This is a genomic window from Bacillus aerolatus (genome assembly GCF_009183655.1).
GTDB classification, from domain to species: domain Bacteria; phylum Bacillota; class Bacilli; order Bacillales; family Domibacillaceae; genus Pseudobacillus; species Pseudobacillus aerolatus.
This window is the reverse complement of sequence record NZ_WEIO01000002.1, coordinates 222,135-236,754: the sequence shown is the minus strand read 5'-3', so window position 1 is coordinate 236,754 and position 14,620 is coordinate 222,135. Positions and strand designations below refer to the sequence as shown.

Here is a 14,620-nt window from a genome sequence, read left to right as displayed (position 1 = left end):
AATACAACATATATCAGCTGCAGCGGAACACCGTTTTAATGGGCTTCGACCTTGGCCGCAAACCACGAAAAAATCTTACCATAAATAGATCAGTAAATCAAGAGTCTCTTTCTTTTTCCCACTCATTTACCCATGATTTCTGGCGTTCAGTAAGCGAGTATTGCTCCAGCAAGTCCGGCCGCCGCTCCCACGTCCGTCTTAAGGACTCTTTGTCCCGCCATTCATCGACTAATCGGTGATTTCCGGAAAGTAATATATCAGGAACTTTAAAGCCGCGGAATTCAGCCGGCCTTGTATATTGCGGATGCTCAAGCAGACCGGATGAAAAAGAGTCCAACACTGGAGAAGCTTCATTGCCAAGCACATCCGGCAGAAGGCGGACAATACTGTCGACAACTACCATGGCTCCTAGCTCGCCTCCTGTCAGTACAAAGTCCCCGATAGAGATTTCATCCGTCACTAGCTGTTCGCGTATGCGTTCATCATATCCTTCGTAATGGCCGCAAATAAATATTAAGTGTTCTTCCACTGCCAATTCTTCCGCCTTTTTCTGCGTATAGCGCTCTCCTTGCGGACACATTAATATGACACGCGGGCTGCGGGACGAGGAGTTTTTTTTCACCTCGTCCACCGCATCGAACACCGGCTGTGGCTTCAGCACCATACCTGCTCCGCCGCCGTAAGGATAATCATCGACTGTTTTATGTTTTCCTTCCGCATAATCGCGAAAGTTGACAACATTATACTCCACTTTCCCTTTTTCAGCTGCTTTTTTCAGCATGGAAGAGTAAAGAACCCCTTCAAACATTTCAGGAAAGAGCGAAAGAATATCAATCTTCATCATGACAATAATCCTTCCATCGGTTCAATAAAAATAAGCTTTTCTGCCGGATCCACCTTTTTTACGACTTGTTCAATATAAGGGATGTAATAGTCTTTACCAGCTTTACCTTTAACGACCCATACGTCGTTTGCTCCCGGTGTCAAAACCTCAGTTACTTTACCGATTTCTTCTCCCTCAATAGTCTTGACGAGGCAGCCAATGATCTCATGGAAGTAATATTCACCTTCATTTAGCTCGCCAAGCTGGGATTCTTTTATTTTCAGCAATCCGCCTTTTAACGGCTCCACTGTATTTAATCCTTCGAATCCTTCAAATGTCAGCAAATCAAATGATTTGTGCTTACGATGAGAAGCAACAATGACAGGTCTGCCTTCCATCTCTCCTGGCATAAACAAGTACAGCGTGTTTCCTACTTGATATCTTTCATCAGGAAAATCTGTTCTAGAAATCACTCTAATTTCACCGCGAATACCGTGCGTATTGACGATCTTTCCTACGTTAAACCATTTTTCCATTTTTTGATTCACCTCTAACGAATCTCAATGATAATGCCATCTTTAACGACAATTGTTTTCTCTGCTTCTTCCCAGTGGTCGCCAACATTGACTTCTACTAACGCCTGCAGCTCTTTTGCTTTCAGCTCACTGCCGAGGGGCAAAAGTTCTAACTGACTTTGTTGGAACTCAATATTTTTAATCTTTTCCCGGCGCTGCTCCATCTCTCTCTCATAAAAGCGGGCAGTCTGTTTGCGGCCGCTTTTATGCAGTCTTTCTGCTTTTTTGAGTTCAAAGCGTAATTGCTCATATTCTTTTTCAAGCTGAGCTTTTTTATCCTGATAAGATGAAAGCATGGATTGCTTCATCGCTTCTGTCAATATTTGTTTTACGATCACCGTCTGCAATATTTGCATGCTTTCGCCTTCCTTTCGGTGTTGGCTAGCTGCAGGGAATAGCGGCTTCGCTTCGTGTCTAGCTTCGGCGGTCCGTCTTATGTCTGCCGAGTCTAAACGGCCGCTTCCGCTTTTCGTTTGTCCAGCTGCAGGCGCTAGCCCGTACGCTGATTTCGCTCTCTCTGTCGAAGTCCAAGAACGGGACTTCTCGTCGAGAGCTATAAATCCGCTATCGGGCTGAACGAGCACCTTCCGCTTTTCGATTGTCCGGCTGCAGCGCCTTGCTCCTCGGGTCAAATAACCTTCCCCAATGAAGTCAAAGAGCGACTTCTTTGTGGAAGAACATTTGCCTGTCGGAGCAGAACAGGCGCTTCCGCTTTTCTAATTAAAAATTTATACGAAAAAAGGGAGGTTGCCCCTCCCTATTCGACTATCTCTACATACACTTTTTTTTGATGAGCGGCATTCGCAGCCGCTGTTATAATGGTTCGAATCGCCTTAGCAATCCGGCCGTGCTTCCCGATGACCTTTCCGATATCTTCCGAATGGAGAGAAAGCCGGTAAATACTTTTATTACCTTCTTCCTTCTCTTCGACAGTCACCTGTTCAGGATAATCGACAAGTGGTTTAACAATTGCTAAGATTAACTCTTCCATTTTTCTTACTTGCTGTATTTAGCATTGTGGAATTTTTCCATAATACCTTGGTTAGAGAAAAGATTGCGAACTGTATCAGATGGTTTTGCACCATTTTGAAGCCATTTCAATGCAAGCTCTTCATCAATTTTTACTTCTGCTGGTTGAACAACTGGATTGTATGTTCCAACTGTTTCGATTTGACGTCCATCACGTGGAGAACGAGAATCTGCTACTACAATACGATAGAATGGGGATCTTTTAGAACCCATACGTTTTAAACGAATTTTTACTGCCATTTTTAAAGCACCTCCGAATAGTTTTACACAAGATAGAATAATAACAAATAACAGGGTTGTTTGTAAAGGTTTTTTTCTTTACATTTTGTCCAGCTGCGCCTCCTTGGGGCTCGAGGTCATAAGCCAACCTAGCTGCATGGCTGGAAAACGCCATTTCGCCAGTTCGTCTTATGCTTGTCGCCCCACCCCAATGCAGTCGGCTCCGCTTTTCGCTTGTCCAGCTGCAGCGCCTTGCTCCTCGGGTCAAATAACCTCCCCCAATAAAGTCAAAGAGCGACTTCTTTTGGGGAAGAACATTTGCCTGTCGGAGCAGAACAGGCGCTTCCGCTTTTCGTTACATAAACGGAAATTTAAAAGGCGCGCCCTTTTTCTTGCCTTTTTGCTGCATACCAGACATTTGTTTCATCATTTTTTTCATTTCTTCAAATTGCTTAAGCAGGCGGTTGACTTCCTGGATGGACGTTCCACTTCCTTTTGCAATTCGCTTTTTGCGGCCTGAGCTGATAATTTCTGGATGTTGTTTCTCTTCGCTCGTCATTGACTGAATAATGGCTTCAATGTGAGAAATTTGTTTTTCGTCCACTTGAACATTATTTAATCCTTTGATTTTATTGGCTCCAGGAAGCATTTTAATAATTTCATCCAATGGCCCCATAGACCGGACTTGTCCAAGCTGATCAAGGAAATCGTCAAACGTAAATGACATCGTCCGCATTTTTTGTTCAAGCTCTTTCGCTTTCTCTTCATCGACGTTTGTTTGCGCTTTTTCAATAAGGGTCAGCACGTCGCCCATACCGAGAATGCGGGAAGCCATTCGTTCCGGATGAAAAGGTTCAAGGGCATCCAGTTTTTCACCCATACCGGCAAATTTAATCGGCTTTTCTGTCACAGCTCGAATAGACAAAGCAGCCCCGCCGCGCGTGTCCCCGTCAAGTTTCGTTAAAACAACTCCGGTCACACCGAGCTGGTCATCAAAGCTTTGGGCTACATTAACAGCATCCTGACCGGTCATAGCATCGACGACGAGAAAGATCTCATCCGGGCTGGTGAGCTCTTTAATTTCTTTTAGCTCGCCCATTAAATTTTCATCCACATGCAGGCGGCCGGCCGTATCAATTAATACATAATCATGATGGTCAGCCTTCGCTTTTTCTATCGCCTGTTTCGCAATTTCCACGGGACTTATCTGGTCTCCTAAAGAAAAGACAGGCATATTTAGTTGTTTGCCGAGTGTTTCCAGCTGCTTGATGGCTGCCGGGCGGTAAATATCAGCGGCGACGAGAAGCGGCTTACGGTTGTACCGCTTGCGTAACAAATTTGCCAGCTTACCTGTAGTTGTCGTTTTACCGGCCCCTTGCAGGCCGACCATCATAATTACGGTCGGTGGGCGTTTTGCCGTTACAATCTGGCTCTGCTCTCCGCCCATCAGCTCAGTCAGCTCTTCCTTAACTACTTTGATGACTTGCTGTCCGGGTGTTAAACTTTTCATTACTTCCTGACCGACAGAGCGCTCACTGACTTTTTTCACAAAGCTTTTTACGACTTTAAAGTTAACATCCGCTTCGAGAAGGGCAAGACGCACTTCCCGCATCATTTCTTTCACGTCCGCTTCTGAAACTTTCCCTTTGCTGCGGATCTTTTGCATCGTGTTTTGCAGTCGGTCGGCTAATCCTTCAAATGCCATCGTGCCGCCTCCTAATCTAATTTCTCAAGCGATTCAATAATAGACAGCTCTTCATTTGAAGCAGAGATTTTCAATTGCTTCAACAAATGGCTGCGCTCTTGAAATTTCTTAAATAGCAACAATTTACTTTCATATTCCTCCAACATTGCTTCCGTGCGTTTAATATTATCATAAACCGCCTGGCGGCTTACTTCATATTCTTCTGCAATTTCACCAAGGGAGAAATCATCCAGATAATAAAGGGACATATAACTGCGCTGCTTATTCGTTAACAAAGAATGATAAAAATCATACAAATAATTCATTCTTGTCGTTTTCTCAAGCATAGACAGTCCTCCCTTGTTAAGTTAAAATCCTTTACATTAAAACAGTCTACCTACTTTTCATAACAATGTCAAGAAAATATCTTTACATAAAGAAAAGCGCAAGCGCCTGTTCTGCTCCGACCGGCAAATGTTCTTCCCCAAAAGAAGTCGCTCTTTGACTTCATTGGGGAAGGTTATTTGACCCGAGGAGCAAGGCGCTGCAGCTGGACAGTAGAAAAGCGCAAGGCGCTCGTTCAGCGCGCTAGCGGATTTATAGCTCTCGACGAGGAGTCGTTCTTGGACTCCGACAGAGAGAGCGAAATCAGCGTACGCGCTGGCGCCTGCAGTTGGACACTTAGAAAAGCGCAAGCGCCTGTTCTGCTCCGACAGGCAAATGTTCTTTCCCCAAAGAAGTCGCTCTTTGACTTCATTGGGGAAGGTTATTTGACCCGAGGAGCAAGGCGCTGCAGCTGGACAAGCGAAACGCGAATCACTCCTCGTCCGCTTCTGCTTGTTCTTCTTTTTCCTCAAATGCGGTGGAAAACAATCCGTATACGTATTTCTCAGCATCAAACTGCTGCAGATCATCCATTTTTTCACCGAGACCGACGAACTTGACGGGAATCTCCAATTCTTTACGAATAGCCAGTACAATTCCGCCTTTAGCTGTTCCATCAAGCTTAGTCAGCACAATCCCGCTCACATCCGTTGCTTCTTTAAATGTCTTTGCTTGAATCATTGCATTCTGGCCAGTCGTCGCATCAAGGACGATCAGCACTTCATGCGGCGCTCCTGGCACTTCACGTTCAATGACTCGTTTGACCTTTTCCAGCTCTTTCATTAAATTGACTTTGTTCTGAAGACGTCCGGCTGTATCACACAATAAAATATCTGCCTGCCGTGATTTGGCTGCTTGGACGGCATCATACATCACCGCAGCAGGATCCGAGCCTTCCCCTTGCTTGATGACATCTACACCTGTGCGCTCTCCCCAGACTTCAAGCTGCTCAATTGCTCCTGCACGAAAAGTATCGCCGGCTGCCAGCAGAACTTTTTTACCTTCTGACTTAAATTTGTGAGCCAGCTTACCGATAGTGGTAGTCTTGCCAACACCATTAACGCCGACAAAAAGGATAACTGTCAATCCATCTTCTTGGATGTTTAATTCATTTGGCGCTTCTTCGCCGCCTTGGTAAATATCAACAAGCTTTTCAGTAATAATATCCCGCACTTCCGCTGGATCTTTTGTATTGCGACGTTTCACCTCATACTTTAATTGCTCGATCAGTTCCATCACTGTATCGAACCCAACGTCCGCACCAATGAGGATTTCTTCAAGCTCTTCAAAGAAATCCTCATCAATTTTACGATAGCGTGCGACAAGATCATTCACTTTATTCGAAAAGTTGTCGCGTGTTTTTGTCAAACCAGTTTTAAATTTTTCGGTTGCCTGATCCGTTGATGTAGTCAACTTTTCTTTTAACTTCTTAAAAAAGCTCATCGTTTATCCTCCTAATTAAAAATATAGTTAAATATAGTCATTCCTATACAAACAGCTACGTGAGCTGCAGCCGCTAGCGCGTACGCTGATTCCGCTTTTCTTTGTCCAGCTCCTCCTCCTTGGGGCTCGAGGTCATAAGCCAATCCGGCTGCATGGCTGAAGAACGCCACTTCGCCAGTTCGTCTTATGCTTGTCACCCCAGTGCAGTCGGCTCCGCTTTTCTTTGTCCAGCTCCGCCTCCTTGGGGCTCGAGGTCATAAGCCAATCCGGCTGCATGGCTGAAGAATGCCATTTCGCCAGTTCGTCTTATGCTTGTCACCCCAGGGCAGTCGGCTCCACTTTTCTTTCATCCATTTTTACGGAGACTAGTCTTGATACGCCTGATTCTTGCATGGTGACGCCGTAGAGGACATCTGCTTCTTCCATTGTTCCTTTTCTGTGGGTGATGACGATGAATTGAGTGTCTTCGCTGAATTGTTTTAAGTATTGGCTGAAGCGAAAGACGTTTGCTTCGTCTAATGCCGCTTCTACTTCATCGAGTACGCAAAAAGGAACGGGACGTACTTTGAGTATGGCAAATAATAAAGCGATGGCGGTTAAAGCACGTTCTCCGCCGGACAGCAGGCTGAGGTTTTGCAGTTTCTTTCCAGTGGGCTGTGCGACGATATCCACTCCTGTATTTAACAAGTCATCAGGATTTGTCAGTTTCAATTCCGCTCTTCCGCCGCCAAACAACGCTTGAAAAACAGGAAGGAATTGCGACCGGACAGCCTCAAATGTTTCTTTAAACCTTTTGGTCATTTCTTCGTCCATTTCTTCTATCACTTGAAAAAGTGTGTCTTTCGCTTCTTGTAAATCAGCCCGCTGTTCCTCAAGGAATGTATGCCGCTCAAACACGCGGTCATATTCTTCTATCGCTCCGAGGTTGACGCTGCCCAGTTCCTTCATGGACAGCTTTATTAAGTGAAGTTTTTTACGAACTTCTTCAATCGGGAAAGGCAGCGGATATTTTTCTTTCGCTGCTTCATACGTAATCGTATACTCCTTGCTTAACTGCTCTAGGCGATTTTCCAGCTCTACATCTAAGCGGTTGATTTTTACTTCTTCATCTTGAATAGCTTCACTCATTGCTTTATGAAGCCTTCTTGCTTCTTTTAATTCCTTTTCATCATCTTCAAGCTTTTTCAGCTTGTCCATTCGTTCATTTCTGCGCATAGAAATAAGTTTAGCGGTTTCTTCCTTGTCCTGCCGCTTTTTACGGGCGGCCAAATCAAGTTCTTCTTCCCCTTGCCCGCTGGCAGACATTTCTGTTTGCAGCCAATTCAAATCTTCATTCCACTGTTTGAATTTCTTTTTAGCTGCTGTTAATTCATTAAGCACTTGTTCAAGTCTTTCCGTCCCCGCGGCCAATTGTTCAGTTTTTACCGCAAGCTTCGATTTCAACTCGCTTATGGCTTGCACGATGGACTCTCTTAATGTGCTTTCCTGCGTCTTTTTCTCCGTTAACTTCTTAATTTCCACATCAAGCGTGTCAATTTCCTGCTGGCTGCCGATAAGTTGTTTGTCTGCTGCCTTAAATCGCTCTTGCAACCTGGCGTTTTCTTCTTCAAATTCGCGCTTTTCTGTATCATAAATAGACAAGCGGCTGTTGATCGTTTGAAAAGAGAATTGCCATTCAAGCCAGTCATTCTTACGCTCCTGCTCTTTCCCTCTCATCGATTCTGCTTCGCTTCGCATCTCTCCAAGCAAGGCTTCTTTAGCAATAATCGTTTCTTTTAATTTTTTTACTTCCCGTTCTACAGATGCTGTTTTTTCTTCCATGGAAGCAAGTCTTGCTTTTAACGAGTCCAATTCGTTTTTACGGCTTATAAATGAACTCCCTTTTTGCTTTAAGGCGCCTCCTGTCATGGAACCGCCCGGATTGACAACATCTCCGTCCAGCGTCACAATCCGGTAACGGTAGTTCAGCAGCTTGGCTAATTCATTGGCACCTTCCAAGTTGGCAGCTACAACTGTATGCCCAAGCAAATTAGTCACCGCTGGGCTGTACTTATCCGGGAAGCGGATTAAGCTGGATGCAATTCCAATAAAGCGGCTGTCGGTTCCCAGTTGCGAGAGAAGAGAAGCAGGAATCGTTTTCCCTTTCATTGACGTCAACGGCAGAAATGTTGCCCGGCCAAAGCGATGTTTCTTCAAATAGCCGATTGCCTCGCGAGCTGCCCGTTCGTCTGCCGTTATAATGTGCTGCATACTGCTTCCGAGAGCGATTTCAATCGCCGTTTCATAGTCTTTAGGCACATTAATAATTTCAGCAATCGCTCCTTCAATCCCTGCAAGCTTATGGTGCCTCGCTTTTAATACTTCTTTCACCCCTTGGAAAAACCCCGAATAGTCCTCTTCCAAAGATTCAAGCATGTCTTTGCGGGATTTAGCATCTTGAAGAATTTGATAGGCTTGATATAAGCTCGATTCCTGCTTCTCATATTTTGATTTCATCACCCCGAGCATTTGCTGTTCTTGCTGCAGCGATTCCATATGAACAGTGAAGCGTTTTTGTTCGAAAGCGAGCGCTTCTTCTATAGAAGTTTTTTTTGCTTCAATTTCCCGTCTTTCTGCAAGCTGCTTTTCATTTTCGGCATCAAGCCGTTCTTTTCTGTGCGCTAACTGCTCCATTTGCTGTTTCAAATATCGCCGTTCGTTTTTAGCAGATGCTTGCACATTTAGACTTTCGATGTAATCTGATTTTAACGACTCGATTGCTTCTTCAAGGTTTTGCGAAAGCTGTTTCATTTCTTGTTGTTTTTCAAACAGCAGCCGCTTCAATTCCGCTTCTTCCGCTTGATCCGCTTTAGACTTCTGCTTTAATTCAGCAGCCTGCACAGAAAGAAGATTTATTTTTTCTTTTATTTCTGTTAGATTTTCAGCTAGCTGCCCTTCGTTTTGAGTGGCATTTTTTCTTCGCTCCTGTAAGACTTGTTTACGGCCTTCTAGCTTTTCAAGTTCCTCGCTCGCCGCCAGGAGAACTATTTGTAAGTCGTTAACCGACTCATCAATGGCATTGATTTGCCCGCGCAGCTCTTCTGCTTTCGCTTCTTTTATTTGCAGATTTGAAAAAAGACGGGTGTTTTCTTCTTCATGACGATCGCGGCTTGCTTTTAATTTCTCCCACTCCCCATGAAGCTCATCAATTTCAAATACGATGGCGGCAATATCATACTTCGTCATTTCCTCTTTCTTTTCAAGAAAATCGCGTGCGATCGAAGCCTGTATTTTTAAAGGTTCCAGCTGCCCTTCCAATTCATGCAAAATGTCTTGAACACGCAACAAATTTTCTTGTGTTTCATCAAGCTTTTTCTCCGCTTTCTTTTTGCGGATTTTATATTTCAATACACCGGCCGCTTCTTCAAAAATCGTCCGGCGGTCTTCCGGCTTACTGTTTAAAATTTCTTCTACTTTCCCTTGGCCGATAATGGAAAAAGCCTCTTTGCCAAGACCAGAATCTATAAATAAATCGACAATATCTTTTAACCGACATGACCGTTTATTAATAAAATATTCACTATCCCCTGAGCGGTATACTCTTCTCGTCACATTTACTTCATTAAATTCAATGGGGAGCGTACCCTTTTCATTGTTTAAGGTCAATGTAACTTCAGCAAAGTTCAACGGTTTGCGGCTGTCGCTGCCTGCAAAAATAACATCTTCCATTTTTCCACCGCGCAAGCTTTTGGCTGATTGTTCTCCAAGCGCCCAGCGTATCCCATCAGTAATGTTACTCTTACCTGATCCGTTCGGTCCGACCACGGCCGTTACACCATCCACAAACTCGACGGAAACGCGCTCAGCAAATGATTTGAATCCGGAGATTTCCAGTTTCTTCAGGAACATGTTCCTTTCCCCTGCCTTCTATTCTGTATGTTGTTTCAATGATGTTAAAGCCACTTGAGCGGCTATTTGCTCAGCTTCTTTTTTCGATTTCCCCTGCCCGCTTCCAAGTATTTCTCCATTTAATGAAACTTGTGAAATAAACTCTTTGCTATGAGCAGGTCCTTTTTCTTGTAAAATCTTGTATTCAAGCGAACCTTTTGTTTGGCGCTGCACCAGCTCCTGCAGCTGGCTCTTGTAATCCATCATATGAGAAAAAGCACCGGAGTTAATCTTTGGAAAAACCACTTGGTCCAGAAATGGAAGGACGGCATTCATCCCTTTATCTAAAAATAATGCGCCTACAAACGCTTCAAATACATCAGCCAAGAGAGCCGGTCTCATGCGTCCACCGGTCATTTCTTCTCCTTTGCCAAGAAGAACATAATCACCAAAGTGCAATTCATTAGCGAATATCACGAGAGACGGCTCACAAACAACTGCTGCTCTGAGTTTCGTTAAATCTCCTTCTGACATGAGCGGATATTTTTTGAATAAATAATGAGAGACGGTTAATTCAAGCACAGCGTCTCCTAAAAACTCCAAGCGTTCATTGTCTTCATATGGTTTTTTCCGATGCTCATTCACATAGGATGAATGAGTAAAAGCATGCTTTAACAGTTTTTCATCATGGAAATGAATGTTCAATTTTCCTTGCAGCTGCTTAAACTGCTGCTCTCTTCTGCTCAAAGGCTTTCTAGGTTCTCTATATGGTTTCTTCATTGGATTTCCTCCGCTATCAAACTAATTTGCATCCACACACAGTGTAGTCGAAACTGAAAAAAATCGCAAAAGAAGAAAGCTCCGTTTTCAGCAACGGAGCCTGCATTCTTCCAACGATTATTTTTTGCTGTTTATGTAATTCACAGCGTTACCCACTGTAGCAATTTTCTCTGCATCATCGTCAGAAATTTCCATATCGAATTCATCTTCCAATTCCATTACAAGTTCAACTACATCTAAAGAATCTGCTCCAAGATCTTCTTTAAAAGAAGCTTCAAGGTTCACTTGAGATTCTTCCACTCCAAGACGATCTACGATAATTTTCGTTACACGCTCTAACACATCTGCCATGCTCGTTCACCTCCCCTCAAGTCATTATAGACGATTTTCGGTAAAGATAAAATAAATTTTCTATTCAATAAAAGGCAATTGTCGGGGCTGATCAAGGTGCTCCCGCTTTTCTTACATCACCATGCCACCATCGATATGAATCGTTTGGCCGGTAATGTATTTTGAATCGTCTGCGGCAAGGAAAAGAGCGGCTTTAGCAATGTCTGCCGGCTCGCCAAAACGGGCAAGTGGAATTTGATTGAGCATCGCTTCTTTCGCTTCTTCCGGCAGGGCATCTGTCATATCTGTTGTAATAAACCCAGGGGCGAGCGCATTAACTGTTATTCCGCGGGAGGCAAGCTCCTTCGCCGTGCTTTTCGTCAAACCAATGACGCCTGCTTTTGCGGCGACATAATTGGCCTGTCCGGCGTTTCCACTCACCCCAACGATGGAAGCGATATTAATAATCCGGCCGCTCCTCTGCTTCATCATCGGCCGAGTAACGGCTTTTGTGCAAAGGAATACGCCTTTTAAGTTCGTATCAATAACATCTTCCCATTCCTGCTCTTTCATGCGCATCAGCAAATTATCTCGTGTGATGCCGGCATTGTTGACGAGAATATCAATTTTCCCAAACGTTTCAACCGTTTGTTTCACCATGTCTGATACTGAGTCACTGTCAGCCACATTGCACTGGATAGCAATTGATTCGCGCCCCATAGCTTTAATTTCCGCGACCACTTCATTTGCTTTCGCTTCACTTCCTGAATAATTGACCGCAACATTGGCTCCTGCACGTGCAAGTTCGAGCGCAATCTCCCGGCCGATGCCTCGGGAGGCACCTGTGACTAAAGCCGCTTTTCCGTCCAGTTTCATACTGTTTCCTCCTTCAATGCTTTTACAGCTGCCTTAATGGACTCTCCGTCTTGAACGGCAAGTGTTGTAACTTGGCGGTCAATCTTTTTGATCAGGCCGGAAAGTACTTTCCCTGGTCCGATTTCAATGAATGTATCTACACCTGCTTCAATCAGCTCTTCTACACTATCTTCCCAAAGAACAGGCGAGTACAGCTGCTGAAGCAATTTGTTGCGGATGTCTGAAGCCTGCACAACCGCCTTTGCATCGACATTGGCGATCACTGGCGTTTCACAGTCTTTTATTTCTACTTCATTAAGTACTTTTTCAAGCTGGGCTGTAGCTGGCTGCATTAATGAAGAATGAAAAGGGCCGCTGACGTTTAGCGGAAGCACCCGTTTTGCTCCTTTTTCTTTTGCAAGAGCTCCTGCTTGCTCGACGCCGCTTTTCGTTCCGGAAATGACAATTTGTCCCGGACAGTTCAAGTTGGCGAGTCCAACTGCTTCGCCGGCAGCTGTTACTTCAGCAGTTATTTCCTGCAGCAAGCCCCTGTCCATTCCGAGGACAGCCGCCATTGTTCCTTCACCGGCAGGTACGGCCTGCTCCATAAATTGGCCGCGCTTGTGGACAATGTAAACAGCGTCTTCGAATGTCAGGGCTTTGGCAGCTGTAAGTGCTGTATATTCCCCTAAACTGTGGCCGGCAACAAAGTCCGGTATAATGCCTTCTTTCTCAAATACTTTTAACGCTGCTATGCTCGCAGCAAGAATCGCAGGCTGGGCGTTCATTGTTAATGTCAACTTTTCCTGCGGGCCGTTAAACATTAAATCACTTAGCGAAAAACCTAATTTCGTATCCGCTGTTTCAAACAGTTCCCGGATTTCTTGGTGATCGTCAGCGAGTAATTTCCCCATGCCCACTGCTTGTGACCCTTGTCCCGGAAAGACAAAAGCTATTTTTCCCATTTCATTTCCCCCTTACTTGTCTGCTGACGGCGCAGCACCGGCAGCTTCCGCAATTTTTGCAGGCACATCGGCTTCTGCCATCGTATACGCTTGCTTGAGTGCGTTGTAAAAAGCATTAGCGTTTGATGAACCGTGTGCTTTTATGACCGGCGCTTTTAAACCGAACAATCCGGCGCCTCCGTATTCTGTATAATCCATTTTGTCTTTTAAACTGTACAGTTCACTTTTTAACAGTCCAGCTCCTATTTTGGCTTTCAATGATGAGGTTAATGCCGACTTTAACATCGAAAAGACCGAAAGCGCGGTACCCTCAATCGTTTTTAACACCATATTTCCGGTGAATCCGTCTGTAACAACAACATCTGCTGCGCCGCTCAATAAATCGCGGGATTCCACGTTCCCAACGAAGTGGATCCCCTCCTGCCTGCTGAGCAGCTGATACGCTTCTTTCGTTAAGTCATTTCCTTTTTTCTCTTCTGTTCCGATATTTAACAGACCAACACGCGGCTTCTTCACTCCCCTTACTTTTTCGGCATAAATAGATCCCATCACTGCATATTGAAGCAAATGATCAGGCTTAGCATCTACATTGGCGCCAAGGTCAAGCATGACAAATCCTTTTCCATCGACAGTCGGCAGCGTCGGGGCGAGCGCCGGCCGCTGTATGCCATCAATGCGGCCGACGATAAACAAACCGGCAGCCATTAATGCTCCTGTATTTCCTGCAGACACGCATGCACTTGCTTCTCCGTCGGCCACAGCCTGCGCCATCATGACCATCGAGGCATTTTTTTTGCGGCGGACTGCGCGGACTGGTTCATCCGTTCCTAATATGACTTCTTCTGTATGTATAATGTTTGCCCGACTGTTTGGCGTTAAAATTGGCGTGATTTTCTTTTCATCGCCAAAAATAAGCACTTCCAAGTCTTGTATTTCTGCTAATGCCTTATTCGTTCCTAAAATGATCTCTTGCGGGGCATGATCGCCGCCCATGGCATCTATCGCTATTTTCATTTTGTTTCATCCTCTGCTCTTATATTGGAGCGATACATCGTAAAATTCCCTTGAAAAACAAGCTCCTGCCCGACATAGCTGCTCACTTCCACAGTTGTCCGTTCATTCGCTGTTTTTACATTTATTACTTTTGCCTTAGCCACCACGCGCTCTCCTTCGCGCACCGAGCTTGTGAAGCGGATATTCGCTTTGGCGGTCAAAGCGAGTTCATCATTTATTACTGCAACGGCAAGAGAATTTGCCTGGGCAAATAAGTGATGCCCCCGGGCAATCCCGTTTCTAACAAATACATGTTCTTTTTTTACGTCAAATATAGAAATAGCACTCTTATCAAGTTCAATATCAATGACATCACCAATGACTTCTTCGATTGGCAGCGACCGTACTTCATCAGTCAGTTTCTTTTCTGCCACGTGCTTAATTCGTTCGCGCAGCTCCGGAATCGACAATTCCATTCTGTCTAACCGAATGGTCTGCACGCTCACTTGAAAATGTTCAGCCAGTTCTTCATCGGTTACGAATGGATTTTCTGCAATCGTTTCCTTCAGTTGGGACTGCCTTTCTTTTTTTGTACGTCTCATCATTTCACACCATCCGATATTAGGACTAGGTACTAACAGTAGTATAAAAGCAAAAAAACCAGAATGCAAGG

At 44.7% G+C, this 14,620-nt stretch carries 16 protein-coding genes; all 16 read right to left on the bottom strand.

What is annotated here, in order from left to right; all coding sequences use genetic code 11:
* Nucleotides 1–97: 97 nt before the first annotated feature.
* Complete coding sequence (trmD, locus tag F9802_RS04790) at nt 98–841, bottom strand: tRNA (guanosine(37)-N1)-methyltransferase TrmD (protein ID WP_152150283.1); 744 nt, start codon at nt 839–841, stop codon at nt 98–100.
* Nucleotides 841–1,359: a ribosome maturation factor RimM gene (gene rimM, locus F9802_RS04785; protein ID WP_152150016.1), complete on the bottom strand. Its 519-nt coding sequence runs from the start codon at nt 1,357–1,359 to the stop codon at nt 841–843. The genes trmD and rimM overlap by 1 nt, the downstream gene beginning before the upstream one ends.
* 14 nt (nt 1,360–1,373) lie before the next feature.
* Complete coding sequence (locus F9802_RS04780; RefSeq protein ID WP_152150282.1) at nt 1,374–1,754, bottom strand: YlqD family protein; 381 nt, start codon at nt 1,752–1,754, stop codon at nt 1,374–1,376.
* A gap of 401 nt (nt 1,755–2,155) precedes the next feature.
* Nucleotides 2,156–2,389 (bottom strand): KH domain-containing protein, encoded by a 234-nt coding sequence (locus tag F9802_RS04775; protein WP_152150015.1) that lies wholly within the window; start codon nt 2,387–2,389, stop codon nt 2,156–2,158.
* 5 nt (nt 2,390–2,394) lie between these two features.
* Nucleotides 2,395–2,667, bottom strand: a complete 273-nt coding sequence (gene rpsP / locus F9802_RS04770) for a 30S ribosomal protein S16 (protein WP_152150014.1) — start codon at nt 2,665–2,667, stop codon at nt 2,395–2,397.
* A gap of 334 nt (nt 2,668–3,001) precedes the next feature.
* Nucleotides 3,002–4,351 (bottom strand): signal recognition particle protein, encoded by a 1,350-nt coding sequence (ffh, locus tag F9802_RS04765; RefSeq protein WP_152150013.1) that lies wholly within the window; start codon nt 4,349–4,351, stop codon nt 3,002–3,004.
* An 11-nt stretch (nt 4,352–4,362) separates the two neighbouring features.
* Complete coding sequence (locus tag F9802_RS04760; RefSeq protein ID WP_152150012.1) at nt 4,363–4,677, bottom strand: putative DNA-binding protein; 315 nt, start codon at nt 4,675–4,677, stop codon at nt 4,363–4,365.
* Between the two features lie 469 nt (nt 4,678–5,146).
* The gene (gene ftsY / locus F9802_RS04755; protein WP_152150011.1) at nt 5,147–6,157 is read right to left on the bottom strand and encodes a signal recognition particle-docking protein FtsY; all 1,011 of its coding nucleotides are present in this window, start codon (nt 6,155–6,157) and stop codon (nt 5,147–5,149) included.
* 11 nt (nt 6,158–6,168) lie between these two features.
* Nucleotides 6,169–6,354 (bottom strand): hypothetical protein, encoded by a 186-nt coding sequence (locus F9802_RS04750; protein WP_152150010.1) that lies wholly within the window; start codon nt 6,352–6,354, stop codon nt 6,169–6,171.
* 118 nt (nt 6,355–6,472) lie between these two features.
* Nucleotides 6,473–10,045: a chromosome segregation protein SMC gene (gene smc / locus F9802_RS04745; protein ID WP_152150009.1), complete on the bottom strand. Its 3,573-nt coding sequence runs from the start codon at nt 10,043–10,045 to the stop codon at nt 6,473–6,475.
* 18 nt (nt 10,046–10,063) lie between these two features.
* On the bottom strand, nt 10,064–10,804 hold the full coding sequence (rnc, locus tag F9802_RS04740; RefSeq protein WP_152150008.1) for a ribonuclease III: 741 nt from the start codon (nt 10,802–10,804) through the stop codon (nt 10,064–10,066).
* Between the two features lie 117 nt (nt 10,805–10,921).
* On the bottom strand, nt 10,922–11,155 hold the full coding sequence (gene acpP, locus F9802_RS04735) for an acyl carrier protein (RefSeq protein ID WP_152150007.1): 234 nt from the start codon (nt 11,153–11,155) through the stop codon (nt 10,922–10,924).
* Nucleotides 11,156–11,266: 111 nt separating this feature from the next.
* Nucleotides 11,267–12,010 (bottom strand): 3-oxoacyl-[acyl-carrier-protein] reductase, encoded by a 744-nt coding sequence (fabG, locus tag F9802_RS04730; RefSeq protein ID WP_152150006.1) that lies wholly within the window; start codon nt 12,008–12,010, stop codon nt 11,267–11,269.
* Nucleotides 12,007–12,954 (bottom strand): ACP S-malonyltransferase, encoded by a 948-nt coding sequence (fabD, locus tag F9802_RS04725; protein ID WP_152150005.1) that lies wholly within the window; start codon nt 12,952–12,954, stop codon nt 12,007–12,009. Before fabD ends, fabG begins: the two co-directional genes overlap by 4 nt.
* 12 nt (nt 12,955–12,966) lie before the next feature.
* Nucleotides 12,967–13,968, bottom strand: a complete 1,002-nt coding sequence (plsX, locus tag F9802_RS04720; protein WP_152150004.1) for a phosphate acyltransferase PlsX — start codon at nt 13,966–13,968, stop codon at nt 12,967–12,969.
* A complete protein-coding gene (gene fapR / locus F9802_RS04715) occupies nt 13,965–14,549 on the bottom strand; it encodes a transcription factor FapR (RefSeq protein WP_152150281.1) in 585 nt (194 codons plus the stop codon). The genes plsX and fapR overlap by 4 nt, the downstream gene beginning before the upstream one ends.
* Between the last annotated feature and the right edge of the window lie 71 nt (nt 14,550–14,620).